Annotated in this window: 25 protein-coding genes; 16 read left to right on the top strand and 9 right to left on the bottom strand. The window is 66.6% G+C overall.

What is annotated here, in order from left to right; translation table 11 throughout:
* Positions 1–17: 17 nt before the first annotated feature.
* The 3 genes from QOL82_RS10210 to QOL82_RS10200 all read right to left on the bottom strand — a co-directional run bounded on the left by QOL82_RS10210 (position 18) and on the right by QOL82_RS10200 (position 3,425).
* Complete coding sequence (locus tag QOL82_RS10210) at positions 18–797, bottom strand: SDR family oxidoreductase (RefSeq protein ID WP_283442157.1); 780 nt, start codon at positions 795–797, stop codon at positions 18–20.
* A 9-nt stretch (positions 798–806) separates the two neighbouring features.
* Positions 807–1,718: a DMT family transporter gene (locus tag QOL82_RS10205; RefSeq protein WP_283442156.1), complete on the bottom strand. Its 912-nt coding sequence runs from the start codon at positions 1,716–1,718 to the stop codon at positions 807–809.
* 180 nt (positions 1,719–1,898) lie between these two features.
* Entirely contained in the window at positions 1,899–3,425 is a 1,527-nt protein-coding gene (locus QOL82_RS10200; protein WP_283442155.1) for a helicase HerA-like domain-containing protein, read from the bottom strand.
* Positions 3,426–3,595: 170 nt separating this feature from the next.
* Here QOL82_RS10200 and QOL82_RS10195 point away from each other — a divergent pair, with 170 nt between their 5' ends.
* The 9 genes from QOL82_RS10195 (at position 3,596) to rng (ending at position 11,745) form a co-directional block, all read left to right on the top strand.
* The gene (locus QOL82_RS10195) at positions 3,596–4,321 is read left to right on the top strand and encodes a YebC/PmpR family DNA-binding transcriptional regulator (protein ID WP_283442154.1); all 726 of its coding nucleotides are present in this window, start codon (positions 3,596–3,598) and stop codon (positions 4,319–4,321) included.
* Between the two features lie 93 nt (positions 4,322–4,414).
* A complete protein-coding gene (gene purD, locus QOL82_RS10190) occupies positions 4,415–5,689 on the top strand; it encodes a phosphoribosylamine--glycine ligase (protein WP_283442153.1) in 1,275 nt (424 codons plus the stop codon).
* 198 nt (positions 5,690–5,887) lie between these two features.
* Positions 5,888–6,682, top strand: a complete 795-nt coding sequence (locus QOL82_RS10185; protein WP_283442152.1) for an ankyrin repeat domain-containing protein — start codon at positions 5,888–5,890, stop codon at positions 6,680–6,682.
* Positions 6,683–6,969: 287 nt separating this feature from the next.
* Positions 6,970–7,884 carry an oxygen-dependent coproporphyrinogen oxidase gene (gene hemF, locus QOL82_RS10180; protein ID WP_283442151.1) on the top strand — a complete coding sequence of 305 codons (915 nt, stop codon included), beginning with the start codon at positions 6,970–6,972 and terminating at the stop codon, positions 7,882–7,884.
* Positions 7,872–8,528, top strand: a complete 657-nt coding sequence (locus tag QOL82_RS10175) for a nicotinate-nucleotide adenylyltransferase (protein WP_283442324.1) — start codon at positions 7,872–7,874, stop codon at positions 8,526–8,528. The genes hemF and QOL82_RS10175 overlap by 13 nt, the downstream gene beginning before the upstream one ends.
* Positions 8,528–9,145: a ribosome silencing factor gene (gene rsfS, locus QOL82_RS10170; RefSeq protein ID WP_283442150.1), complete on the top strand. Its 618-nt coding sequence runs from the start codon at positions 8,528–8,530 to the stop codon at positions 9,143–9,145. The genes QOL82_RS10175 and rsfS overlap by 1 nt, the downstream gene beginning before the upstream one ends.
* A 12-nt stretch (positions 9,146–9,157) precedes the next feature.
* Complete coding sequence (gene rlmH, locus QOL82_RS10165) at positions 9,158–9,628, top strand: 23S rRNA (pseudouridine(1915)-N(3))-methyltransferase RlmH (protein ID WP_283442149.1); 471 nt, start codon at positions 9,158–9,160, stop codon at positions 9,626–9,628.
* Positions 9,629–9,664: 36 nt separating this feature from the next.
* Positions 9,665–10,285 carry a Maf family protein gene (locus QOL82_RS10160; RefSeq protein ID WP_283442148.1) on the top strand — a complete coding sequence of 207 codons (621 nt, stop codon included), beginning with the start codon at positions 9,665–9,667 and terminating at the stop codon, positions 10,283–10,285.
* Positions 10,282–11,745, top strand: a complete 1,464-nt coding sequence (gene rng, locus QOL82_RS10155) for a ribonuclease G (RefSeq protein WP_283442147.1) — start codon at positions 10,282–10,284, stop codon at positions 11,743–11,745. Before QOL82_RS10160 ends, rng begins: the two co-directional genes overlap by 4 nt.
* Positions 11,746–11,805: 60 nt before the next feature.
* Here rng and waaF read toward each other — a convergent pair whose 3' ends face one another.
* Both waaF and msbA read right to left on the bottom strand, forming a co-directional pair.
* A complete protein-coding gene (gene waaF / locus QOL82_RS10150) occupies positions 11,806–12,852 on the bottom strand; it encodes a lipopolysaccharide heptosyltransferase II (protein ID WP_283442146.1) in 1,047 nt (348 codons plus the stop codon).
* Positions 12,849–14,588 carry a lipid A export permease/ATP-binding protein MsbA gene (msbA, locus tag QOL82_RS10145; RefSeq protein WP_283442145.1) on the bottom strand — a complete coding sequence of 580 codons (1,740 nt, stop codon included), beginning with the start codon at positions 14,586–14,588 and terminating at the stop codon, positions 12,849–12,851. The genes waaF and msbA overlap by 4 nt, the downstream gene beginning before the upstream one ends.
* Positions 14,589–14,724: 136 nt before the next feature.
* On the opposite strand from msbA, the gene QOL82_RS10140 reads away from it, so the two are divergent.
* Both QOL82_RS10140 and QOL82_RS10135 read left to right on the top strand, forming a co-directional pair.
* Positions 14,725–15,486 carry a glycosyltransferase family 2 protein gene (locus QOL82_RS10140; RefSeq protein ID WP_283442144.1) on the top strand — a complete coding sequence of 254 codons (762 nt, stop codon included), beginning with the start codon at positions 14,725–14,727 and terminating at the stop codon, positions 15,484–15,486.
* Positions 15,476–16,513: a glycosyltransferase family 9 protein gene (locus tag QOL82_RS10135; protein ID WP_283442143.1), complete on the top strand. Its 1,038-nt coding sequence runs from the start codon at positions 15,476–15,478 to the stop codon at positions 16,511–16,513. The genes QOL82_RS10140 and QOL82_RS10135 overlap by 11 nt, the downstream gene beginning before the upstream one ends.
* A gap of 306 nt (positions 16,514–16,819) precedes the next feature.
* Here the strand turns inward: QOL82_RS10135 and QOL82_RS10130 are convergent, their stop codons facing one another.
* The 3 genes from QOL82_RS10130 to QOL82_RS10120 form a co-directional block, all read right to left on the bottom strand.
* Positions 16,820–17,995, bottom strand: coding sequence for a YbfB/YjiJ family MFS transporter (locus tag QOL82_RS10130; protein ID WP_283442142.1), 1,176 nt, complete (start codon positions 17,993–17,995; stop codon positions 16,820–16,822).
* Positions 17,996–18,185: 190 nt separating this feature from the next.
* Entirely contained in the window at positions 18,186–19,157 is a 972-nt protein-coding gene (locus QOL82_RS10125; protein WP_283442141.1) for an aldo/keto reductase, read from the bottom strand.
* On the bottom strand, positions 19,138–20,514 hold the full coding sequence (locus QOL82_RS10120; RefSeq protein ID WP_283442140.1) for an NTP/NDP exchange transporter: 1,377 nt from the start codon (positions 20,512–20,514) through the stop codon (positions 19,138–19,140). Before QOL82_RS10120 ends, QOL82_RS10125 begins: the two co-directional genes overlap by 20 nt.
* Positions 20,515–20,593: 79 nt before the next feature.
* On the opposite strand from QOL82_RS10120, the gene QOL82_RS10115 reads away from it, so the two are divergent.
* The gene (locus tag QOL82_RS10115; RefSeq protein WP_283442139.1) at positions 20,594–21,988 is read left to right on the top strand and encodes an LVIVD repeat-containing protein; all 1,395 of its coding nucleotides are present in this window, start codon (positions 20,594–20,596) and stop codon (positions 21,986–21,988) included.
* A 72-nt stretch (positions 21,989–22,060) separates the two neighbouring features.
* On the opposite strand, the gene QOL82_RS10110 is transcribed toward QOL82_RS10115, so the two are convergent.
* A complete protein-coding gene (locus QOL82_RS10110; protein WP_283442138.1) occupies positions 22,061–22,456 on the bottom strand; it encodes a hypothetical protein in 396 nt (131 codons plus the stop codon).
* Positions 22,457–22,647: 191 nt separating this feature from the next.
* On the opposite strand from QOL82_RS10110, the gene QOL82_RS10105 reads away from it, so the two are divergent.
* Genes QOL82_RS10105 through cuyB form a run of 4 tightly spaced genes read left to right on the top strand, consistent with a single transcriptional unit; the run spans position 22,648 to position 25,253 of the window.
* Positions 22,648–22,869, top strand: coding sequence for an RNA-binding S4 domain-containing protein (locus QOL82_RS10105; protein ID WP_283442137.1), 222 nt, complete (start codon positions 22,648–22,650; stop codon positions 22,867–22,869).
* 13 nt (positions 22,870–22,882) lie between these two features.
* Positions 22,883–23,512, top strand: a complete 630-nt coding sequence (locus QOL82_RS10100; RefSeq protein ID WP_283442136.1) for an alpha-ketoglutarate-dependent dioxygenase AlkB family protein — start codon at positions 22,883–22,885, stop codon at positions 23,510–23,512.
* A 50-nt stretch (positions 23,513–23,562) separates the two neighbouring features.
* A complete protein-coding gene (cuyA, locus tag QOL82_RS10095) occupies positions 23,563–24,561 on the top strand; it encodes a D-cysteate sulfo-lyase (protein WP_283442135.1) in 999 nt (332 codons plus the stop codon).
* Positions 24,558–25,253, top strand: a complete 696-nt coding sequence (cuyB, locus tag QOL82_RS10090; protein WP_283442134.1) for a cysteate racemase — start codon at positions 24,558–24,560, stop codon at positions 25,251–25,253. Before cuyA ends, cuyB begins: the two co-directional genes overlap by 4 nt.
* Positions 25,254–25,331 lie beyond the last annotated feature (78 nt).

The following is a 25,331-nucleotide window of genomic DNA, read 5'->3' as shown; positions in this document are numbered from 1 at the left end:
GCTGGTTTGTTTGCTGGTCAGAACGTGCCGGGATAGGCGCCGCCGTCGAGCAGGACGTTCTGTCCCGTCATGTAGCCGGCATGGGCGCTGCAGAGGAATGCGCATACCGCGCCGAATTCGGCCGCGGTGCCGAAGCGCTGCGCCGGGTTCTGCTTGCGGCGCGCTTCCTTGACTTCGTCGATGGACTTGCCGGCCGCCTTGGCCGCGCCGCTCATGGTGGCGGCCAGGCGGTCGGTGTCGAACGGTCCCGGCAGCAGGTTGTTGATCGTGACATTCTTCGCCACGGTCTTGCGGGCGATGCCGGCGACGAAGCCGGTCAGGCCGGAGCGGGCGCCGTTGGACAGGCCCAGGATGTCGATCGGCGCCTTGACCGCGCTCGACGTGATATTGACGATGCGCCCGAATCCGCGGTCCATCATGCCGTCCACGGTGGCCTTGATCAGCTCGATCGGCGTCAGCATGTTGGCGTCCAGCGCGGCGATCCACTGGTCGCGGCCCCAGTCGCGGAAGTCGCCGGTCGGCGGGCCGCCGGCATTGGTGACCAGGATGTCCGGCGACGGGCAGGCGGCGAGCGCCTGCGCCCGGCCTTCCGGCGTGGTGATGTCGGCGGCGACGGCGATGACGTTGACGCCATGCGCGCTGCGGATTTCCTCGGCGGTGCGCTCCAGCGCCTCGGCGCTGCGCGCCACCAGCACCAGATTGACGCCGTCGGCGGCCAGCGCTTCCGCGCAGCCGCGGCCCAGTCCCTTCGATGCGCCGCAAACCAGCGCGGTCTTGCCCTTGATTCCCAGATCCATGTCTCGTGCCTACGCTTTCTTTTTAGAGAGTAAATAAATGCCGGCCAGCACCAGCCCGGTGCCGGCCAGCTGGATTGCCGTGATCGGCTCGCCCAGCACCAGCGCGCCGAGAAACAGCGTCGATACCGGCCCGACCATGCCCGACAGCGACGCCATCGGCGCGCCGATGCGGGCCACCGCCACCATGGTCAGGAACACCGGCAGCACGGTGCAGAACACCGCGTTGATCAGCGACAGGCCATAGACCGGCGCCGGCTGCGCCAGCGTGTCCAGCGGCCGCAGCAGCAGAAACTGCAGTATGCATGCAAAGCTCGATACGCACATCGCATAGGCGACCAGGCGCATCGGCCCGACCCGGCGCACCAGCTCGCCCGACATCAGCAGGTAGACCGCGTACGACACTGCGCTGGCCAGCACCAGCGCGCTGCCCAGCGGCACGTCGGGGCCGCCGGTGCGCGCGTCATGCAGGAACACCAGCACCGTGCCGAGATAGGAAACGCACAGCGCCAGCCATTCGTAGCGGCCGATTTTCTTGTCCAGGAAAAAAACCGAGATCAGCAGCACGAAGGACGGCGTGAGGAACAGGATCAGGCGCTCGAGCCCGGCGCTGATGTACTGCAGGCCGAGGAAATCGAGGAAGCTCGACAGGTAATAGCCGAGCAGGCCGAGCACCGAGATGCGGATGCGGTCGCCCCACGACAGGGCCGGCGAGCGCCGCGCATGCCATAGCGCGACCGCGGCAAAGAATGGCAGCGAGAACAGCATGCGAAAACCGATCAGCGTGACCGCGTCCACCTGGTAACGGTAAATCAGCTTGGCCACGATGGCCTTGGTGGAAAACAGCACGGCGCCGATCACCGCGATCGCCAGGCCGGCCAGGAAAGCCTGGCGCTGCGCCGGCTGCGGTAAGGAAGAAGTCATTGGCGAATTGTAAAAGAAAACGGCAATGGAGTTTGCCGCTGGGAATTGTCAGCCCGCTTCCGGCCGTGCAATGTCCGCGGCCCTGGCCTGCCTGCAGCGTCGAGTCCCGTAATTGCGCGGCGATACGGCGGCGCTGCAACCGCGCGCCGGCGCGTCGCCGTTCCCAGCCGCCTTCCAGGCTTACTTCCGCTTCATCAGCGAGCCCAGCACGCCGCGTATCAGTTCGCGCCCGACGCTCGACCCGATCGAACGCGCGGCTGACTTGACGATGGCTTCCACCACGGTGTCCTTGCGCCGGCTGTTGCCGCCGCCGAGCAGGCCGCCCAGCGCGTCCTGCACCCGGTCGCTGATCGACGGCCCGGCGGCAGGCGGCGGCGCGGCGGGCGTCGGGCCGGGCACCGCCTGTTCGTTGCGCACCGGGGTGCGGGTGGCGGTGCGGCCCTTGAGCGTTTCATAGGCCGACTCGCGGTCCACCGTCTTCTCGTACACGTTGGCCACCAGCGACGCCGCGATGACTGCCCGCCTTTCGTCGGCCGTGATCGGGCCGATCTGGGACGCCGGCGGCAGCACGAAGGCGCGCTGCACCGGCTCCGGCCGGCCTTTTTCATCCATGAAGGACACCAGCGCCTCGCCCACGCCCATTTCGCTGATCACTTTCACGACGTCGATATCCGGGTTCGCGCGGAAGGTCTGGGCGGCTGCCTGCACCGCTTTCTGGTCGCGCGGCGTATAGGCGCGCAGCGCATGCTGGACCCGGTTGCCCAGCTGTCCCAGCACGGTGTCGGGAATGTCGATCGGGTTCTGCGTGACGAAGTACACGCCGACGCCCTTGGAGCGGATCAGCCGCACCACCTGCTCGATCTTCTGCAGCAGCTGCCGCGGCGCATCGTCGAACAACAGGTGCGCCTCGTCGAAGAAGAACACCAGCCGCGGCTTGTCGACGTCGCCGACTTCCGGCAGGCGCTCGAACAGTTCCGACAGCATCCACAGCAGGAAGGTGGAATACAGCCGCGGCGCATTGAGCAGCTTGTCGGCGGCGAGGATGTTGATCACGCCATGACCGTTGCCGTCGGTTTGCATCATGTCCTCGATGTTGAGCATCGGCTCCCCGAAGAACTGGTCGCCGCCCTGCTCCTCGATGGCGACCAGGCCGCGCTGGATCGCCCCGACGCTGGCCGCCGACACGTTGCCATACTCGGACTGGAAGGACGCGGCATTCTCGCCGACATGCTGCAGCATGGCCCGCAGGTCCTTCAGGTCCAGCAGCAGCAGGCCGTTGTCGTCGGCGATCTTGAAGACCAGCTGCAGCACGCCTTCCTGCACGTCGTTCAGGTTCAGCATCCGCGACAGCAGCAGCGGCCCGAGATCGGACACCGTGGCCCGCACCGGGTGGCCCTGCTCGCCGTAGACATCCCAGAACGTGGTCGGGCAGGCGGCCCACTGCGGCGCTTCCAGTTCCAGCGACGCCAGCCGCTCGGTGATCTTCGGCGTCGGCGCGCCGGCCTTGGCCAGGCCCGACAGGTCGCCCTTGACGTCCGCCATGAACACCGGCACGCCGATTTTCGACAGCGACTCGGCGATGACCTGCAGCGTCACCGTCTTGCCCGTTCCCGTGGCGCCGGTGATGCTGCCGTGCCGGTTGACCAGCTGCGGCAGGAGCAGCAGATCGTGGGTCTTGTTTTTTGCGATCAGGAGCGGATTGGGCATGATTTGGGGCCTGTAATCGGGAATTTGCGGGAATTTGATGGAGGTGCCATATGTTAAAATCGCCGAAATTTTCAAGCACGGCTGGAAGCGATTGTAAACCGGACATCAGTTTTAATCGCGCGATCTTCCAGGTCCGTGCGCTGGCAAAAACCCTTACGGAAAGCAGCCTCATGGCAGGACACAGCAAATGGGCCAATATCAAGCACAAGAAGGCGGCCACGGACGCCAAGCGCGGCAAGATATGGACCCGCCTGATCAAGGAAATCACCGTCGCGGCCCGCATGGGCGGCGGCGACATCGGCGCCAACCCGCGGCTGCGGCTGGCGGTTGAAAAGGCGGCCGATGCCAACATGCCCAAAGATAACGTCACCCGCGCGATCCAGCGCGGCAGCGGCGACCTGGAAGGCGTGAATTACGAGGAAATCCGCTACGAGGGCTACGGCCTGAACGGCGCGGCGATCATCGTCGATTGCCTGACCGACAACCGGGTCCGCACCGTGGCCGAAGTCCGGCATGCGTTTTCCAAGTTCGGCGGCAACATGGGCACCGAAGGCTCGGTGGCCTTCCTGTTCAAGCACTGCGGCCAGTTGCTGTTCGCGCCGGGCACCGATGAAGACGCGCTGATGGAAGCCGCGCTCGACGCCGGCGCCGACGACGTGATGCAGGACGAGGAAGGCGGCTTCGAAGTGCTGTGCGACCCGTACGAATTCGCCGCCATCAAGGCCAAGCTCGAAGCGGCCGGTTTCAAGCCGGAGCTCGCCGAAATCACGATGAAGCCGTCGAACGAGATCGAATTCGCCGGCGACGATGCGGCAAGGATGCAGAAGCTGCTGGACGCACTGGAAAACCTGGACGACGTGCAGGAGGTCTATACCAACGCCGTCATCGACGAATAATCCGCTTGCACGCACGCCCGGCTGCCGTTGCCGGGCGCGAAAGGATGGCATGCCGCCATCGGCTTCGACAAAGTCAAACGCATCACATCTCTCATGAAAATTCTCGTTGTAGGCTCAGGTGGCCGCGAACATGCCCTCGCATGGAAACTGGCGCAATCCGAACGCATCCAGATTGTCTACGTGGCACCCGGCAATGGCGGCACCGCACTCGACCCGCGGCTGCGCAATGTCGCGCTGACCGACCCGAAGGAGCTGGCCGAATTCGTCCGCCGCGAGCATGTCGCGCTGACCGTGGTCGGCCCGGAGGCGCCTCTGGCGGCCGGCATCGTCAACGTGTTTCGCGAGCAGGGCCTGAAGGTGTTCGGCCCGACCGCCGAGGCGGCGCAGCTGGAAAGCTCCAAGGATTACGCCAAGGCCTTCATGCAGCGCCACGGCATTCCGACCGCCGCCTACCAGACCTTTTCCGACGCGGCGGCGGCCCATGCGTACATCGATGTGCAGGGCGCGCCCATCGTCATCAAGGCCGACGGCCTGGCCGCCGGCAAGGGCGTGGTGGTCGCGATGGACCTGGCGGAAGCGCATGCGGCCATCGACATGATGCTGTCGGATAACCGGCTCGGCGACGCCGGCGCCCGCGTCGTCGTCGAACAGTTCCTGGACGGCGAGGAAGCCAGCTTCATCGTGATGGTCGATGGCAAGAACATCCTGCCGCTGGCCACCAGCCAGGACCACAAGCGGCTGCAGGACCATGACGCCGGCCCCAACACCGGCGGCATGGGCGCCTATTCGCCGGCGCCCATCATCACGCCCGAACTGCATGCGCGGGTGATGCGGGAAATCATCATCCCGACCGTGCAGGGCATGGCGCGCGACGGCATCCCGTACACCGGCTTCCTCTATGCCGGCCTGATGATCGACGCCGCCGGCACGCCGCGCACGCTCGAATTCAACTGCCGCATGGGCGACCCGGAAACCCAGCCCATCATGGCGCGCCTGAAGACCGACCTGGTCACCGTGATGGAACACGCGGTCAACGGCACGCTGGACGCGGTCAAGCTGGAATGGGACCGGCGCACGGCGCTGGGCGTGGTGATGGCGGCAGCCGGCTACCCGGATGCGCCGCGCAAGGGCGATGTCATCACCGGCATCCCCGAGGAAACCCCGGAAGCGGTGACTTTCCATGCCGGCACCACGCTGACCGGGAACATCCTGACCGCCAATGGCGGCCGCGTGCTGTGCGTGGTCGGACTGGGCGACAGCGTGAAGATGGCGCAGAAGCAGGCATATGCAGTGGTGGACCGGATTCATTTCGACGGCGCGCAGTTCCGGCGCGATATCGGCTGGCGGGCGATCAGGCGGCATGGCTGAGGTTTTTTAGCGTATCGGAAGCCGGCCTTGCGCCGGCTTTTTTGTTATATGGCCGGTAGTCGAGCAAATTGTTTAGAAAAAGTGCATCCTTAGTCGAAAAGTGCGATACCCAGGCAGTTCATTCATTAACGAAAAATGAATTGACTCATGGCAATGAATTTTTGCTATGTGCGACATCAACTGCCCCAGGAATCAACCATGCAAAACTTCTACGCCACGCTGACGACTTCGCTTCACCCTCCTTCTGTACGCCCAGAAATCGAGATTCATTCTCTCGACTACGACTTTCCGGAACACACCGCGCGACCGCTGGTCCGAGCCGGTCACGACACAGGCTGCCAGCCGTCCCGGCCAGGCGAACCGGCATGCGTACAACATGCGGCCACTACGCCGAACGCCACGAGTTTGCCGTCGTATAAAAGTCCACCGCCGCTTTCTGTCCGGCCAGGGCAGCAGAACATTGTGATCAACAAGACGGCAATGCCTTTAACGGCCAAGCCGGACGCCTCGACCTTTATCAGGGCCGTGCGGAACGGCAGCCATGCATCGGTGATGCAGCACATCGCCGCCCGGCTGCCGATCAATGAGGGGCCGGCAAAAGATGCGCCAAATCCGCTCATGCAGGCTGCGTCGGAAGGCCACGAGGACATCGTGCGGCTGTTGCTGAAGTCCGGCGCGGACGTGGGCCGGTCCTTGCCGAATGGCATGACCGCCCTGTTATTCGCAGCACGGGAAGGTCATACGGCGATCGTTCGCCTGCTCCTATCCAGGGGCGCCAAGGTCGATACCGCCCAAAAGGACGGCGTAACCGCCCTGATGTTCGCCGCACAAAACGGCCACGTCGCGATCGTGGAGTTACTTCTTTCAAAGGGGGCCGCCGTCAACGCGGTCCAGAAGAACGACATGACCGCCCTGCTGTTTGCCACACAGTACGGCTTTGCAACCGTCAGGGAAGTGCTGCTCAGGTGGGGCGCACTCGACCTGAATAGCTGAGTCAAGGCCGAGCAGTACGTTGCCAACTTAAAACCCATGCGGTTTTTCGTTTGGCAACGACGTTACCGTGCTCCGGGTGGCGCTCCGCCTGCCGCGCTTTCACCGCACCGACAGCGGACCTGTGATGGCGATTGCGACCCTGCCGGGCGAAGAAAGGCGAAGCAACGGCGCAGCCTGCCCTGGCACCGGCATCCGGCCCGTTTCGCGGCGCACTGGAGCACCACCATTTTTCCCCCGCCTTACCCGGCAAGGTACAATCCGGTCTCGACTCCTTTCGCCGTCCCGCCTTGAACCCGAACTCCCCTTCCCCCGCCCTCGTCAAAACCTATCTGCTCGGCCTGCAGGCGCGCATCGTCGCCGCGCTGGAGGCGGTCGACGGTCAATCCTTCATCGTCGACAGCTGGCAGCGTCCCGAAGGCGGCGGCGGCATTTCGCGGCTGATCGAGGAAGGCAACGTGTTCGAGCGCGGCGGCGTCGGCTTTTCGCATGTGACCGGGCGCAACCTGCCGCCGTCGGCGGCGGCCAACCGGCCGGAGCTGGCGGGCCGCCACTGGGAAGCGATGGGCGTGTCGCTGGTGCTGCATCCGCGCAACCCTTATGCGCCCACCGTGCACATGAATGTGCGTTTCTTTACCGCGATGGCCGAGGGCCAGGAGCCGGTCTGGTGGTTCGGCGGCGGCATGGACCTGACGCCCTACTACGCCGCGGTCGAGGATGCGCAGCATTTCCACCGCACCTGCCGCGACGCGCTGGCGCCCTTCGGCGACGACCTGCATCCGCGCTTCAAGAAATGGTGCGACGACTATTTTTACCTGAAGCACCGGCAGGAACCGCGCGGCGTCGGCGGCATCTTCTTCGACGACTATAACGAACAGGATTTCGCGCACAGCTTTGCGATGATGCAGAGCGTCGGCGACCATTTCCTGCCGGCCTACCTGCCGCTGCTGGAGCGCCGCAAGGACATGCCCTACGGCGAGCGCGAGCGGGACTTCCAGGCGTACCGGCGCGGCCGCTATGTCGAGTTCAACCTGGTGTTCGACCGCGGCACGCTGTTCGGCCTGCAGTCGGGCGGGCGCACCGAATCCATCCTGATGTCGCTGCCGCCGGTGGTGAAATGGCGCTACAACTGGCATCCGGCCGACGGCACCCCGGAGGCGGCGCTGTACACCGATTTCCTGGTGCACCGGGACTGGACCGCGTGAGCCGGCGTTGCCTGGTGCTCCTGGGCGGGAGCTTCGACCCGGTCCACAACGCCCACGTCGCGCTGGGCAGCTACTTCGCCAGGCTGCTGGTGCCGGACGAACTGCGCATCATCCCGGCCGGCAACCCGTGGCAGAAAGACCCGCTGAATGCGTCCGCCGCCGACCGCGTCGCCATGCTGCGGCTGGCCTTCGACCGGCAGCCGGTGCCGGTGGTGGTCGACGAGCAGGAAATCCGGCGCCGGGACGGCAGCTACACCATCGACACGCTGCGCGCGGTGCGGGCCGAGGCCGGGCCAGACGCGTCGATCGCATTCGTGATGGGCGCCGACCAGCTGCTGCACCTGAATACCTGGCATGAATGGCGGACATTGTTCGACCTTGCCCATATCTGTGCGGCTTCGCGGCCCGGTTTCAGCATGGACTCGCTGCCGGCCGACGTGGCGCGCGAATTCACGCGGCGCACCGCCCCGTCCTCGCAATTGCGCGAGACGCCGCATGGGCTGACCTTCCTGGCGCTGAACCTGGCTGTCGATGTATCGGCAACTGAAATCCGCTCCCTGCTGGCGCAGGGCGAGCGGCCTCAACGGTTGTTGCCAGCCTCGGTGCTAGACTATATCGAACAACATAACTTATATAAATCATAATGGATATCAAGAAACTCCAATCACTGGTCGTCGATGCGCTGGAAGACGTGAAGGCGCAGGACATCGTGGTGTACGACACCACCCACCTGACCAGCCTGTTCGACCGCATTGCCATCGCATCGGGCACCTCCAACCGGCAGACCAAGGCGCTGGCCGCCTCGGTGCGCGACAAGGTCAAGGAAAGCGGCGGCAAGATCGTCAGCATGGAAGGCGAGGACACCGGTGAATGGGTGCTGGTCGACCTGGGCGACATGATCGTCCACATCATGCAGCCGGCAATCCGGGCGTATTACCGCCTCGAGGAAATCTGGGGCGACAAGGAAGTGAAGATGGGCGCCGCCAAGCGCGCGAAGAAGAGCACGGATGCGGACGACGCGGTGGTGAAGAAGCCGGCGCGCCACCTGACCGTGACGCAGCAGGCGGCCGTCGACGGCGAAGCACCAGCCAAGCCGGCGCGCAAGACCGCAGCGAAGTCGGCGACCGGCGCGGTCAAGACCGCCGCCAAGAAAACCGCGCGCAAGACCGCGGCCAAGACGCCTGCCGGCAAGACCGTCAAGGTGGCCGCGCCGCGCAGCGCCGCCCGCAAGGCGCCCGCCAAGCGCGCCAAGGCGGAATAAGCCGGCGGCACGATGCAGCTTGTCATCGCCGCCGTCGGCCACAAGATGCCGACCTGGATCGAGACCGGCTTCACCGAATACGCCAAGCGCATGCCGCCGGACTGCCGGCTGGTGCTGAAGGAGATCAAGCCGGTGGACCGCTCCGGCAGCCGCAGCGCCGACACCGTAATGGCGATGGAGAAGGTCCGCATCGAAGCGGCCATCCCCAAGGGCTCGAAAGTGATCGCGCTGGACGAACATGGCCGCGACGTCACCACCATGCAGCTGGCTAAAAACCTGACGCAGTGGCAACAGGGCGGCACTGATGTTACATTCGTCATCGGCGGCGCTGACGGACTGGACGTGCAGTTCAAGCAGCAGGCCGACATGCTGATCCGGATTTCCAGCCTGACGCTGCCGCACGGCATGGTGCGGGTTTTACTGGCAGAACAGCTTTACCGGGCCTGGTCCATCACCCAGAACCATCCTTATCACCGAGTCTGACCGTATGCGGCAGCCGCCTCCGGAACACAAGCCCTCATGAGACCCATAGACCAGAAAATCTATCTGGCTTCGAAAAGCCCGCGCCGCCGCGAACTGCTGCGCCAGATCGGCGTCGAGTTCGAATTGCTGCTGCTGCGCGAGAACGCCGCCCGCGGGCCGGACGTGCCCGAACTGGTGGAGCCCGGCGAGACGCCGCTGGCCTATGTCGAACGCGTCACCCGGGAAAAGGCCGAGACTGCCAGCGCCACCATGCTGTCGCGCCGGCTGCGTGTGCGGCCGGTGCTGACCGCGGACACCACGGTCACGCTGAACGGTCATATCCTGAACAAGCCGGCCAACGAAACCGAGGCGCTTTCCATGCTGCGCATGCTGTCCGGCAGCACCCACCAGGTGCTGACCAGCATCGCGCTCAGGCACCTCGACGAATTCTGGCAGGCCACGCACACTTCCGAAGTGACCTTCGCGACGCTGAGCGAGGAAACCATGCGCGCCTACTGCGCCCTGCCCGAGCCGTACGACAAGGCGGGCGGCTATGCGATACAGGGCCGGGCCGCGCAGTTCATCAGCCATATCTCGGGCAGCCATTCCGGCATCATGGGGCTGCCGCTCCACGAAACCGCGCAGCTGCTGCAGCAGGCCGGCATACGCATCCTATGAGCACCGACATTCTCATCAATGTCACGCCGCAGGAAACGCGGGTCGCGCTGATCGAGCAGGGCGCGGTGCAGGAGCTGCACATCGAGCGCAGCAACCTGCGCGGCCGCGCCGGCAACGTCTACCTGGGCAAGGTGGTGCGGGTGCTGCCCGGCATGCAGTCCGCCTTCATCGACATCGGCCTGGAACGCGCAGCCTTCCTGCATGTGGCCGACATCTGGGAAGCGCGGCCGCATGACGGCAGCAACAGCGCGCCGCAGCCGATCGAGCGGCTGCTGTTCGACGGCCAGTCGGTGATGGTGCAGGTGGTGAAGGACCCGATCGGCACCAAGGGCGCGCGGCTGTCGACGCAAATCTCGATCGCCGGCCGCATGCTGGTCTACCTGCCGCAGGATCCGCATATCGGCATCTCGCAGCGCATCGAGAACGAGGCCGAGCGCGACGCGCTGCGGCAGAAGGTGCAGGCGCTGCTGCCGCCGGACGAACGCGGCGGCTTCATCATCCGCACCATGGCCGAGGACGCGTCGGACGCCGACCTCGGCATGGACGTGGACTACCTTTGCAAGACCTGGGCCGGCGTCACCCGGCAGGCCAAGAGCCGCCCGGCGCCGGCGCTGCTGTACCAGGACCTGAGCCTGGCGCAGCGCGTGCTGCGCGACTTCGTCGGCGACGACACCACCAGCATCCAGGTCGACTCGCGCGAGAACTTCCAGAAGCTGCAGGAGTTCGCGCAGGTCTATACGCCGTCGGTGATGAGCCGGCTGCTGCACTACACCGGCGAGCGGCCCCTGTTCGACCTGTATGGCGTCGAGGAGGAAATCCAGCGCGCGCTCGGACGCCGGGTGGACCTCAAATCCGGCGGCTACCTGATCATCGACCAGACCGAGGCGATGACCACCATCGACGTCAATACCGGCAGCTACGTGCACGGCCGCAATTTCGACGACACCATCTTCAAGACCAACCTCGAGGCAGCGCAGGCCATCGTGCGCCAGCTGCGGCTGCGCAACCTCGGCGGCATCATCATCCTCGACTTCATCGACATGGAGAACGCCGAGCACAAGTCGTCGGTGCTGGCCGAGCTGCACAAGGCGCTGTCGCGTGACCGGACCAAGGTGTCGGTGTCGGGATTCTCGTCGCTGGGCCTGGTGGAGATGACCCGCAAGCGCACCCGCGAGTCGCTTGCGCACATCCTGTGCGAGCCCTGCCCCGCCTGCGACGGCAAGGGCCAGGTCAAGACCGCGCGCACCGTGTGCTACGAGATCCTGCGCGAGCTGCTGCGCGAAGCCAAGCAGTTCAACCCGCGCGAGTTCCGCATCCTGGCGTCGCAGATGGTGATCGACATGTTCCTGGAAGAGGAATCGCAGAACCTGGCGCAGCTCGGCGACTTCATCCGCAAGCCGATCGCGCTGCAGGTGCAGAACGGCTACCAGCAGGAACAGTACGACATCGTGCTGATGTAAAGCGCCCGGCCGCAGCCGTAGCCGTAGCCGTAGGGTGCAATGCGCTTCGCTTGTTACACCCTACGAAGCTGGTGGATTCCGGAGCATCGCCTGCAGCGGCTGCCACACCATGTCGGCGCTCATTTGCCGCATGCAGTTGTGATGCCCGAGCGGGCATTCCCGCTTCCTGCAGGGTGAACATTCCAGGTGCAGCCACAGCGATTGCGCGACATCCGAAAACGGCGGCGCATGGGCCGGGTCGGTCGGGCCGTACAGCGCCACGATGGCGCGGTTGAGCGCCGACGCGATATGCAGCAGGCCGGAGTCGTTGCTGACGACCGCGCGCGACGCGGCAATCAGTGCGATCGCCTGGTCCAGCGAGGTCGAGCCGGCCAGGTTGTGCACGGCTGGCGCCAGCGCCACGATCTCGTCGCAGACCGGCCTGTCCTTGCCCGAACCCAGCAGGGCAATCTGCATGTCGGGCAGCTTCTCCAGCACGGTATTGGCCAGCTCGGCGAAATGCACGGCAGGCCAGCGCTTGGCCGAGCCGAATTCGGCGCCCGGCGCAAACACCAGCAGCGGCCGCGACGCATCCAGCCCGGCCTGTTCCAGCGCATAGGCCTGCTGCGCCGCCGACGCGGAAAGCGCCGGCCGCGGCAATGCGCCCGGCGGCGGCGCAACCGCGACCGGCGCCGACGCCAGCGCCGCGTAAAAGGACACCATCGGCCGCTTCGGCTTGCGTTCGTCGCGGTGCACCACGTTCAGCAGGCCATAGCGCATTTCGCCGCGGTAGCCGACCCGCTTCGGTATGCCGGCCAGCCACGGGATCAGCGCAAACTTCAGCGTGTTGGGCAGCACGTAGGCCGCGCCGTAAGCACGCTTGCGCAGCTGCCGCGCAAAAGCCCAGCGCTCGCGCAGCTGCAGCGCGCCATGCCGGAACGGCGCCTCGATGACGGTGTCGACTTCCTGCATCGCGCGCCATACCGGCGCGACCCAGCCCGGCGCCAGCACGTCGATCGGGCTGTCCGGGTGCTGGCGCCGGAGCAGCTGAAGCAGCGGCTGCGCCATCACCGCATCGCCTATCCAGTTGGGCGAAATCACCAGCAGGCGCGGCGCGCCGGCGCTCATGCGGCGATGTCCTTGGCGAATTGCAGGTGATAGAGGCTGGCATAGGTGCCGTCGCGTTCCAGCAGCTGCTCATGCGAGCCGACTTCCACCACCTGCCCGCCGACCAGCACCACGATGCGGTCCGCGCGCTCGATGGTGGACAGCCGATGCGCAATGACGAGCGTGGTGCGGCCCTGCATCAGGGTCTCCAGCGCCGCCTGCACCGCCCGCTCCGACTCGGTATCCAGCGCGGACGTGGCTTCGTCGAGGATCAGGATGGGCGCATCCTTGTAGATGGCCCGCGCAATCGCCATCCGCTGCCGCTGGCCGCCGGAAAGCCGGTTGCCGTTGTCGCCGATGACCGTGTCCAGTCCGGCAGGAAGCTGCGCCACGACATCGCTCAGGTAGGCCGCGCGCACCGCCGCCTGCACCCGCGCGATGTCGGGCGACGGGTCGCCGTAGGCGATATTGGCGGCCACGGTGTCGTCGAACAGCACCACGCTCTGGCTGACCATCGCGATCTGCGCGCGCAGGCTGGGCAGCGCGATCTCCTCGATGTTGCGGCCGTCGAGCCGGATCTCGCCGCTGCTGGCGCTGAAGAAATTGGGCACCAGGCTGACCAGCGTCGTCTTGCCGCCGCCCGACATGCCGACGAAGGCCACGGTCTCGCCCGGCATGATGCTCAGGTTGATGCCGGACAGCGCCCGCTGGGCCTGCCCCGGATAGGTGAAGCTGACGTCGGCGAACTCCAGCCTGCCCTGGGCGCGCTGCGGCAGCGTCTCGCCGGTGGTGCGCTCGGGCTTGGCGTCGATCAGCCCGAACACGGCTTCCGACGCCGCCAGGCCGCGCTGCAGCGGGCCGCTGACTTCGGCCAGGCGCTTCAGCGGCGTCAGCAGCATCAGCATCGCGGTGATGAAGGAAACGAAGTCGCCCACCGTGGACTGGCCGCGCGAGGACTGGATCAGCGCGATGACGATCACGGTCGCGACCGCGCAGGCCGCCATGATCTGGGTGATGGGCACGGTCGCGGCCAGCGTGCTGGCCATGCGCATCGAGTAGCGGCGCAGCTTGGCCGCGCGCGCCTCGAAGCGGTCGTTTTCATATTTCTGGCCGCCGAAGATCTTGATCACCTGGTTGGCGCGGGTGGTCTCCTCGATCACCTGGGTCAGTTCGGCATTGATCTCCAGGTACTCGCGCGTGAGCTTGCGCACCCGCTTGCCGGTCAGGCGCACCACCACCGCCGTCAGCGGCAGCAGCACCAGCGCCACGATGGTCAGGCGCCAGTTGAGCCAGATCAGGAAGGCCAGCAGCACGATGACGGTCAGGCTGTCGCGGATCAGCGAGGTCAGCACGTTGCGCACCATGTCGATCACCTGCTGCGCCTCGAACATCATGCCGTTGATGACCTTGCCGACCGAGCTGCTGGCGTAAAAGGAAGCCGGCACGTCGAGCACGCGGGCGAACATCTGCGCCCGTATCGCGTTGAGCAGCATCGTCGTCACCCAGGTCATCATGTAGCTGGTGAGGAAGGTCGAGATGCCGCGCAGGACGAAGATGCCGACCACGGCCACCGGCACCATCCATAGCTGCAGCGTGGGCTTGCCGACGAAGCCGCGGTCCAGCAGAACCCGCATCACGGCGGGGAACATCGGTTCGGTGGAAGCCGTCAGGATCATGCCGAGGAAAGCCAGCGCCAGCCTGGTCTTGTAGGGCCGGAACATGGCAAGCGCCCGCCTGAAATGCGGCGGGATCTTCATGGTTGAACTCGGTGGATCATGGGAAAGGGAAATCCGGTCATGGTGCGCAGCGGCGGGAAGCGATGGTAAAACCGATTACAATCCATGCCGCGCGGCGGCCGCCGCGGTTATGCAACATCGCCTCCATTGCACTCCCATGAAACTGTCGGTCATCATCATTACGAAAAACGAAGCTGACAACATCCAGGCTTGCCTGGACAGTGTCAGCTTCGCGGATCAGCGGATTATAGTGGATTCGGGCAGCACCGACGGCACCGTCGCCATTGCCCGCGCCGCCGGCGCAACAGTGATCGAGGCCGACTGGCCCGGCTTCGGGCCGCAGAAAAACCGGGCGCTCGACGCCGCGCTCGGCGAATGGGTGCTGTCGCTCGATGCCGACGAACGCATTACCGAGGCGCTGCGCGGCGAGATCCTGGCCGCCATCGCGCAGCCCGCGCACCAGGCCTACCTGCTGCCGCGGCTGTCGAGCTTCTGCGGCCATTTCATCCGCCATGCGGGCTGGTACCCGGACCATATCGTCAGGCTGTTCCGGCGCGGCAGCGCCCGGTTTTCCGACGACCTGGTGCATGAACGCATCGTCGTCGACGAGCGCGGCGCGGGGCGGCTGAAGAATCCCATCATCCACTACAGCTATCGCGACGACAGCGCCTACCTGCGCAAGCTGGAGCAGTATTCGTCGCTGGGCGCGCGCCAGGCCTTCGAAGCCGGCAAGCGCGGCGGGCTGGGCAAGGCCATCCTGCATGGATGCACCGCCTTCCTGCGTTCCTATGTCGCCAAGCGCGGCTTTCTCGACGGCCGGGCCGGCCTGATGGTGGCCATCTCCACCGCCGAAAGCACCTACCACAAGTATTTCAAGCTGATGCTGCTGACCGAAGCGGAAGGCCGCAATGAAGCCTGAACTCGCGCACGTGCTGATCTGCCGCACCGACAACATCGGCGACGTGGTGCTGACGCTGCCGCTGGCAGGCTACCTGAAGCAGCGCTATCCCGGTATCCGCATCGGCTTCCTGTGCCGCAGCTATGCGGCGCCGCTGGTGCGCTGCTGCGACGCGGTCGATTACGTGGTGGAGTCCGACCAGCTTGACGATGCCGCCGCCTGGCTGGCGGCATCCGGCGTCGACACCATCATCCATGCGAAGCCGGACCGGCGCATCGCCTGGGCCGCGAAACGCGCCGGCATTGCGCGCCGGGTCGGCACCAGCCACCGCTGGTTTCACTGGCTGACCTGCAACCGCCTTGCGCACTTCAGCCGGGTCAAGTCGCGCCTGCACGAGGCGCAGCTGAACTTCGCGCTGCTGCAGCCGCTGGGCATGGATGTCACGCCGGCGCTGGCGGACATACCGCCGCTCTACCGGCTGACCGCCCCGCCCTACCGGGCCGAGCCGGCGCTGCCTGCCGGCAGCTTCAACCTGGTCCTGCATCCGAAGTCCAACGGCAATGGCCGCGAATGGCCGATCGCGCATTACACCGCGCTGGCGCGGCTGCTGCAGGCGCATGACGATATCGCCATCTTCATTACCGGCAGCGCAAAGGAAGGCGCGTGGATTGCCGCGCAGGCGCCGGACCTGCTGGCGCAGCCCAATGTAAGCAATGTCTGCGGCGCCTGGGACCTGGGCGTGCTGACCGCCTTCATCGGCGCGGCCGACGGCCTGGTGGCAAGCGGCACCGGCCCGCTGCACATGTCGGCGGCGCTGGGCCGGCCGACGCTGGGCCTGTTTCCGCCGATCAGGCCGATCGACCCGGAGCGTTGGGGCGCGCTCGGCACGCAGGCCGAAGTGCTGTGCCAGCCGCAGGGCTGCGGCCATTGCGCCAATGCGGACGAATGCGACTGCATGCGGCGCATCACGCCGGAGCAGGTCGCCGAGGTCGTGCTGCGCTGGCGTGAACGCAAGTACTCGCTGGAAAGCCGGGGCGGGTTGGATTAATACCAATCCGAAGTCATGGCATACCGGATGAGATTGAGGGTTCCGATTTGCCCGCGTGGCTTGCAGGGTGTAAGAAGCAAAGCGCATTACACCAATGGCCAATCAATTACCGTCGCCTGTTCGTAGCGAATGATGTAGTGCACTCCGCTTGTTACACCCTGCAGATTTCCATCGCACCTTATGAACCAGGATTGGCATAAACCCTTCCCTTACCTGCTTCCGGGCTGCGAATAATCCCGCACGACTGGGAAGGCCGCATGCATCCCGTGTGCCGCAGGTCGCTTGCAGCGGCGCCGGACGGTCCGCTCAATCCCGGGCCGCAGCGACCTGCGGCCTGCCGCCCAGGCTGGCAATGACCGCGGCCACCAGCAGCGCCGACGCGCCAATCGCAAACAGCAGATCGAACGAATGCAGCGCTCCGTACAGCGCCGCCATCGCATAGCCGCCCAGCGCCTGCATCAGCGCATACAGGAAGGTCATCATTGCCCAGTTGCGCTGGTGCGCGCCGGGGCCGACGATTTCCAGCGCGCGGCCGGACGCCACCGCCACCAGGCCGGGCGTCAGCGCGCCGACCATGAACGATGAGACGAACAGCGCGGCGGTGGAGGTCGACATGAGCGGCAGCGCCACCGCGAACGCCTTGCATGCCATGCAGCCGATGACGGTCAGGCGGAAGCCCAGGCGGTCGGCGATCATGCCGGTCAGCAGCGGCCCGATGGCCGCGCCTGCGCCGAACACGGCCCAGAATGCGCCGCCGACCGACATCGGCATCGACAGGCCGTGCACCAGGTACTCGACCCAGAACACCGTATGCGGCAGGTAGCCGATCGCGTCGAGCGGATACGCGCACAGCAGCGCCAGCATTGCGCCGCGCGGCAGCAGCGGGCCGGGCGGCGCAGCCAGGCGCGGCCGGGCGTCGCTGGCGAACTTGGGCCACGCATAGACGATCGCAATGGCGGCGCAGGCCGCCAGCGCCAGCCACGCCGCCTGCAGATGACGGGCGCCGAATGCCGGCACCGCAAAGCCGGAGAACACCACGCCCAGGCCGATGCCCGAGAACACCAGCCCCACCGCCCTGCCGCGCACCTTTGCATCGACCTGGCTCAGCACATGCGGCGCCGCGAGAATGATGACCAGGCCGCCAGTGGCGCCGGCCAGGCAGCGCCAGATCCATAGCCATGCAAGCGCCGGCTGGAAGGCGCAAGCCACCAGGCTGAAAAGCAGGGCCAGCATCGCGCCGCGGATCACGGCCGGCGCGCCCAGCCGCACCGCCAGCGGATGCGCTGCCAGCGCGCCGATCAGGTAGCCGATCAGGTTGGCGGCGGCCAGTTGGGCCGCGCCGGACGGCGTGGCCCAGCCGCCATCGATGATCAGCGGCAGCAGCGGCACATAGGAAAAGCGGCCGATGCCGATGCCTATCATGTTTGCGCACAAGCCGGCCAGCGCCAGCGACCACCAGGTGAATGGAAGACGATTGAGCATGAAGCGGTGTCCCGTTATTGTTATTGGAAGCAGGCGCATGATCGCATGGCAAACAGCGAGCGCGAACCGGGTGCAGGGTGCAATAAGCGCCAGCGCATTACACCAGCCGTTGCGAACAGGCGCCGGTAGTCATTGAACCAGTGGTGTAATGCGCTTCGCTTATTAGACCCCACGCATTCTGTTTGCCAGTTTAGCGGCTACGCCATTCATCCGCCATCCTGCGCCGCATTGCTGCGTCCGGCACGATGCCCATCCCGGCCGCCACGTTGTCCCGCATGTGCTGCGGCCTGCTGGTGCCGGGGATCGCGCAGGTGACCGCCGGATGGCTGACCACGTATTTCAGCAGCACCTGCGCCCAGCTGGCGCAGCCGATGTCGTTGGCCCATGCAGGCAGCGGCTTGTCCGCAAGGCTGCGCAAAAGGCCGCCGCCGCCGAACGGCTGGTTCACCAGCACCGCGATGCCGCGCTCGGCCGCGAGCGGCAGCAGGCGTGCTTCGGCGGCGCGGTCGCCCAGCGAGTAATTCAGCTGCACGAAGTCCAGCTTTTCCGCCTTCATGATGGCTTCGAGTTCGCCGAACGCGCTTTCGGTGTAATGCGTGATGCCAAGGTACTTGATGCGCCCTTCCGCCTTCCACGCGCGCAGCGTTTTCAGGTGCGTCCGCCAGTCGACCAGGTTATGGATCTGCATCAGCTCGATGCGCTTGTGCTGCAGCAGGCGCATCGATTCCTCCATCTGGCGCACGCCCTCAGCCGCGCCGCGGGTCCAGACCTTGGTGGCGACGAAGGCGCGGTCATGCTTGCCCATCTGCGTCAGCAGGTCGCCGGTGACGGCTTCCGAGCGGCCATACATCGGCGAGCTGTCGACCACCGAGCCGCCGGCATCGAACATGATCTGCAGAACGTCGGCCAGGCGCTTGCGGTCTTCCGCGGCAGCGCCGACATCGAAGGTCTGCCAGGTGCCGCAGCCTATGATGCCCAGCTGTTCGCCGCTGGAGGGGATGGCGCGCTGGTGCATGCGCGTCGCTGCGGCGGGAGCCGCGGCCACGCCCTGCGCATGCAGCGGCGCGATGGCAAGCTGCGCCGCCACGGCCGCGCCGAGGCGCAGGAAACGCGCGCGGGGCATGCTTGCCGGGTCGCCATGGTCATTGGGGAAGGTTTTCATCTGCGCTCCTGGATAAGGGTTGGGGACTGCCAGTTCGGGCAGGCGCCGGACTGCCAGCCGACGCCATCGATTCCTGCCGCCGCGCCAGCCACGCCGACAAGGCCACCCAGCCTGCCACCGGCGCCAGCCACAGCATCGCCATGCCGCCGAAGCCGATGCCGGCGGATGCCGCCAGCGCCGCGAGCCATCCGCTGGCCGCGTCGCCGCCGCGGTAGACCACGGTCTCGATCACGCTCTTGGCCTTGTACTTGGCTTCCCTGCTGACGACCGTGAACAGCACTTCGCGCGCCGGCCGCGACAATGCATAGTCGACCGCGCGGCGTATGCCCTGCGCCGCGACCAGCACGACGAGCGTTGGCCAGAGCGCAATGGCGACGAAAGCCGCCATGCCTGCCAGCGGCAGCAGGACCAGCCCGGCCACCACGCCGAAACGGCGCAGCACCTGCCCTGTCACCGCGACCTGCAGCAGCAGGGAAAGACAGGAGACCGCGAGGTCGGCCGTCGCAAACAGCTGCGTGCGGGCCGCGGTGCCCGCCAGGCTGGCAGCCACGATGCGGCCCTGCTCCATGTAGAGGAAGGTCGATGCGAAGCTGTGCAGCAGCAGGTAGCCGACGATGCCCAGCAGGTAGCGGTCGCGCATGATGAGCCTGACCCCGGCGAGCACGCTGCCGCCCAGCGCCTGGTCGCGCTTGAGCGCGGACGTCTGGCCCGGCGCTTCCCGCTGCAGCCGGCGGCAGCATTGCAGCGCCAGTTCGAGCAGCAGCGCCGCCAGCACGGCCAGCCACGCCACGCCTGCGCTCTGCGCCAGCAATGCGGCCAGCGCCGGCCCCGCCAGTGCGCCCGCGGTGCCGCCGGCGGCTATGAAGCCGAACAGCCTGCGTCCCTGCGCGCTGCTGAAGCGGTCGGCCAGCACGCTCCAGAAAATGCTGACCACGAACAGGTTGTAGACGCTGATCCAGACAAAGAAGATGCGCGACACCGCCAGTTCCTGCACGCCGGCCGCGAACAGCGCGCCGAAGCAAAGGATGTTGATCGCGAAGAAGCGGTAGATGATGGCGACGAAGTGGCTGGGCGGCCAGCGCCTGGCCAGTAGCCCGAACACGGGCACCAGCAGCAGCATGACGACAAAGGTCGCGGTAAATAGCCATTGCAGCTGGCCCGCGCCGCCGACCAGGCCCATTGCATCGCGCAGCGGCCGCAGCAGGTAGTAGCCCGACAGCAGGCAGAAGAAGTACGCGAAGCCGGCCAGCAGCGCGGCCGTCTCCCCCGGGCGCACATCCACCAGCCGGCGCAGCAGGCGCTGCGCGGCATCGGTCAGCGTGGCATGGCGAGGCCGGTTCGATCGCATGGGATGCATGATACCGGCGGCCGCGGGCGGCTGCAGGCGGCCGCCGCTTCCCCTACAATCGGCTCACCCTCCACTGACCGGAACCGCGATGCGCCCGTTACCGATAGCCGCATGCCTGCTTTACTGCGCCGCCGCGACGGCGCTGGCCGCAGCACAGGAACAAACCCAGGCCGAGGCCAGCAACATGGCGCTGGCCGGCTACAGCGACCTGCAGGGACGCAGCGCCTACCAGCCGGTGATACAGCAGCAGGACGGCCGCTGGATCGCCTACATAGGCCACCATGGCGGCGCCGCGCTCAACCCGCTGACCGGGCGCCGCGAAGCGAATGGCACATCGGTGGTCGACGTCACGGACCCGGCGTCGCCGCGCATGCTGCATCACATTCCCGGCGCATCCGGGCAAGGCGAAAGCGGCGGCGCGCAGATGGCGCGGATCTGCGCCGGCGGCAGCCTGCCGCATGGCCTTCCCGGCCATTACTACCTGCTGCGCACTTATGGCAATGAAGCGCATGAAGTATGGGACGTGACCGCACCGGCCGCGCCGCGCCGCATCGCGCAGCTGGGCGGCATCAGCGGCACGCACAAGAATTTCTGGGAATGCGACAGCGGCGTGGCCTACCTGGTGTCGGGCGTGCCCGGCTGGCGCACGCGGCGCATGACGCAGGTGGTCGACCTGGCCGACCCGGCGAGGCCGCGGCTGCTGCGCCAGTTCGGCCTGCCTGGCCAGCAGCCAGGCGCATCCGGCCCCCAGCCGGTCGGGCTGCATGGCCCCATCTCGCTAGGCAAGGCGGGCAACCGCGTCTACTTCGGCTACGGCGTCAACAGCGACGGCGTGCTGCAGATCGTCGACCGCCGGAAGCTGCTGGAAGGTCCGGCCGAACCGACCGCGGACAATCTCCTGGCGCCGCAGGTCGGCCGACTCGACCTCGGCCCGGAAATCGGCGCGCATACCGCGCTGCCGCTGCCCGCCATGCCGATGCGCGACGGCAGCAGGCGCGATTTCGTGCTGGTCGTCGGCGAGGCGGTCGCCGACCATTGCCGCGAAACCCGGCAGATGGCCTGGATGGTCGATGTCGGCGAGGAAGCCCGGCCCAGGGTGGTGTCGCATTTCACGGTCCCTGAAGCAAGCGGCGATTTCTGCCGGCGCGCGGGACGCTTCGGCACCCACTCGTCGAATGAAAGCGCAGCCGCGGTGTATTACCGGAAAGTGGTGTTCCTTGCGCACTTCAATGCAGGCGTGCGCGCGGTCGATATCCGCGACCCGTATTCCATGAAGGAAATCGGTTATTACATCCCGGCGGTCAATGCGCGCACCGCGAGCCAGTGCGCAGGCGGCGACCCGGACTGCCGTCCCGCGACCCAGACCAACAATGTCGAGATCGATGAACGCGGCCTGATCTACAGCGTCGACCGCGCCGGCAGCGGCATGCACATCCTGCGCCTGAGCGAGGACGGAAAAAAGGCCGCAGGACTGCCGCCCTGATCGGACGACAATGCTGCGGCCTGCTGTCAAACGGCCCGCATGACCCGGCTCATGCCGGGCCTGCGAAGCGGCTTACTTCACTGCGGCTGCGGGAGCCAGCGCTTCGTTGCGCTCTGCGGTCGATTCGCGCTTTTCCATCTTCAGGTCCGACTTGGCAGCCTGCTTTTCCATCTTGGCCTGGCGCTTGGCTTCCTTCTTGCGAGCCTTGTACTCGGCCTTGGCGTCGGCATCCTTCTGGCGCTTCTGCACATACGGATCGTTCGACTGGCCCGAGCTGTTCACGGCCGTCGCATTGACTGCGTTCGGATCGGACAGCGCGGTGCCGGTGCCGCGGGTTGGCGTGGTGGTTGCGCCCGTGCCTGCGGTCGGCGGGCCGGCCGGGTTAGGAGTCTGGTTGGCTTGCGCCATCACGCCGGCGGAGGCGGCCATCATGGTTGCGGCGAGGATCAGGTTGCGTATGTTTTTCATCAGGTATTTCCTTATGTGGGTTACGGAGTGCCGCAGAGCTTGCCGCGGCGACCTGTTCCGAAAATGCAAACGCTGATTAAGCGTTCAACTTGATGCCAACGATACGCTGGCCCGCCGATAGTGTCTGTGCGTTATCTAACACTGCCATTTTCGCTTAACAGGCCCATGCGGCGGCGGCTTATAATCGGGCCATGCAAACCATAGCCTTCACTCTCAGCGGCGACTACGTCGAACTCAACCAGCTCCTCAAACTGGCCGGCATCTGCGACAGCGGCGGCGCCGGCAAGATGATCGTCGCCAGCGGCGATGTCAAGGTCGACGGCAAGACCGAACTGCGCAAGACCTGCAAGGTCCGCGCAGGCCAGGTGGTCAGCGTCGGCGATGTCACGATCCGGGTCGCTTCCGGCAACTGAAGGCGGACTGCCGATGTCCGTCACCCCCGACCTGTTCGAGGCGCCGCGCCAGCTTGAACCGCTCGCGGTTCCCGACGCCGACCTGCGCTTCATGCATGCGTTCTATCCGCCCGACGAGTGCGCGGCGCTGTTCGCGACGCTGATGGCCGAAACGCCGTGGCGCCAGGAACGCATCGAGGTATGGGGCAAGGTGCATGACCAGCCGCGCCTGACATCGTGGCATGGCGACGCCGGCACCCGCTATACCTATTCCGGCATCACGCTCGACACCTGTCCATGGACGCCGACCCTGACGCGGCTGCGGCAGGACGTGGAAGCCGCCACCGGCCAGCGCTACAACAGCGTGCTGCTCAACCTCTACCGCGACCGGCATGACAGCGTGGGCTGGCACAGCGACAATGAGCGCGAGCTGGGCGGCGAGCCGGTGATTGCGTCGCTCAGCTTCGGCGCCACGCGCAGCTTCCGGCTGCGGCATCGCGAACGGCTGCATGCCCCGGTGAATATCAGCCTGACCGACGGCAGCCTGCTGCTGATGGCCGGCGCAATGCAACGCCACTGGCAGCATGCGGTGCCCAAGGAGTCCCGCGAGAAAGGCCCGCGCATCAACCTCACGTTTCGCCGCATCCAACCCCGTCCTGGCTGAAGCCCCGGCCAGGCCCATCTATCCCCTGTCATCCGAAAGGCCAAGATCCCATGCACCTGTCCCGATTCCCACGCGTCACGCTGTCGCACGCGCCCACGCCGCTCGAACCGCTGACCCGCCTGTCCCGGCAACTGGGCGGCCCGACCATCTATATCAAGCGGGACGACTGCACCGGCCTCGCCAGCGGCGGCAACAAGACCCGCAAGCTCGAGTTCCTGCTGGGCGATGCGCTGGCGCAGGGTGCGACGCACCTGGTGACCCAGGGCGCGACACAATCCAACCACGTGCGCCAGACCGCCGCAGCAGCGGCGAAATTCGGGCTGGGCTGCACTGCCCTCCTTGAAGTCCGGGTCGCCGACGGCGCGCCCGAGTACTACAACAGCGGCAACGTGCTGCTCGACAAAATCTTCAATTGCACGCTGGAAAGCCGGCCCGCTGGCCTCGACATGAACCAGGAACTGGTCGCGGTCGGCGAGCGCCTGCGCGAACAGGGGGAGAAACCCTACCTGATTCCCGGCGGCGGCTCCAATGCCATCGGCGCGCTCGGCTACGTGGTCTGCGCGCAGGAAATGCTGATGCAGGCGAACGAGCGCCAGCTTCGCATCGACCATGTCGTGCATGCGACCGGCAGCTGCGGCACCCAGGCCGGCCTCGTGGTGGGCCTGCAGGGCATGAACACCGGCATCCCGGTGCTGGGCATCGGCGTGCGCGCGCCCCGCGAGCGCCAGGAAGCCAATGTGCATGCGCTGGCCCAGGCCACCTGGGACCACCTCGGCCTGCCAGGCACGCTGGCCCGCGAGACCGTGCAGGCCAACTGCGACTACGTCGGCGGCGGTTATGGCGTGCCGACGCCCGGCATGATCGAAGCGGTGCAGATGCTGGCGCAGACGGAAGGCATATTGCTGGACCCGGTCTACTCCGGCAAGGGCATGGCAGGCCTGATCGACCTGATCCGGCGCGGGCAGTTCGGCAAGGACGAGAACGTGGTGTTCGTGCATACCGGCGGCTCGGTCGGCCTCTTCGGCTATCGCGAGGTATTTGCGCCGTGAGCCGGCTGGTCGGCATCCTCGGCGGCATGGGGCCGCTGGCCACCGTGGACCTGATGGCCAAGATCATCGCCCATACCCCGGCTGCCCGCGACCAGGACCATGTGCCGGTCGTCGCATGGAATGTGCCGCAGGTGCCGGACCGCCAGCGCGCGCTGGCCGGCGACGGGCCGTCGCCGCTGCCGGCGATGCAGGAAGGCGTGGCCCGCCTCAACGCGGCCGGGGCCACCTGCATCGCGATCGCCTGCAACACCGCCCATCACTGGCATGACGCGCTGCAGGCGGAAAGCAGCGCGCCGGTACTGCATATCGCCCGCATCACGCTGGCGGCCCTGCAGCGCGAGCAGGTCGCCGGCCCGGTCGGGATCATCGCCACCCATGGCACGCTGGCCACCCGGCTGTACCAGGACCTGCTGGAGGCCGCGGGCATCGAATGCCTGCTGCCCGACGCGCAGCAGATGGACACGCTGTTCGTGCCCGGCTGTTATGCGATCAAGCGCGGCGCGGTCAGCGAAGGCGGACATCTGCTCGACGCGCTGGCCGCCGCGCTGGCGGTGCGCGGCGCCACGCGCCTGCTGCTGGCCTGCACCGAAGTCCCGGTCGGGCTGGAGCGGATCGGCTCGCCGCTGCTGCCGGTCTGCATCGACCCGACGCTGGCGCTGGCGCAGGCCTGCATCGCGCACTGCCGCGACTGAATCCGGCATGCCGGACAGCCGGACTGTGTGGCGTGCCGCACTGTCCGGCGACGCCGGCGCCGGTACACTGCCGCGTAT

The organism is Noviherbaspirillum suwonense (assembly GCF_900182955.1).
Taxonomy (GTDB): Bacteria; Pseudomonadota; Gammaproteobacteria; order Burkholderiales; family Burkholderiaceae_D; genus Noviherbaspirillum_A; species Noviherbaspirillum_A suwonense.
This window is presented reverse-complemented; position numbering and strand designations above follow the sequence as displayed.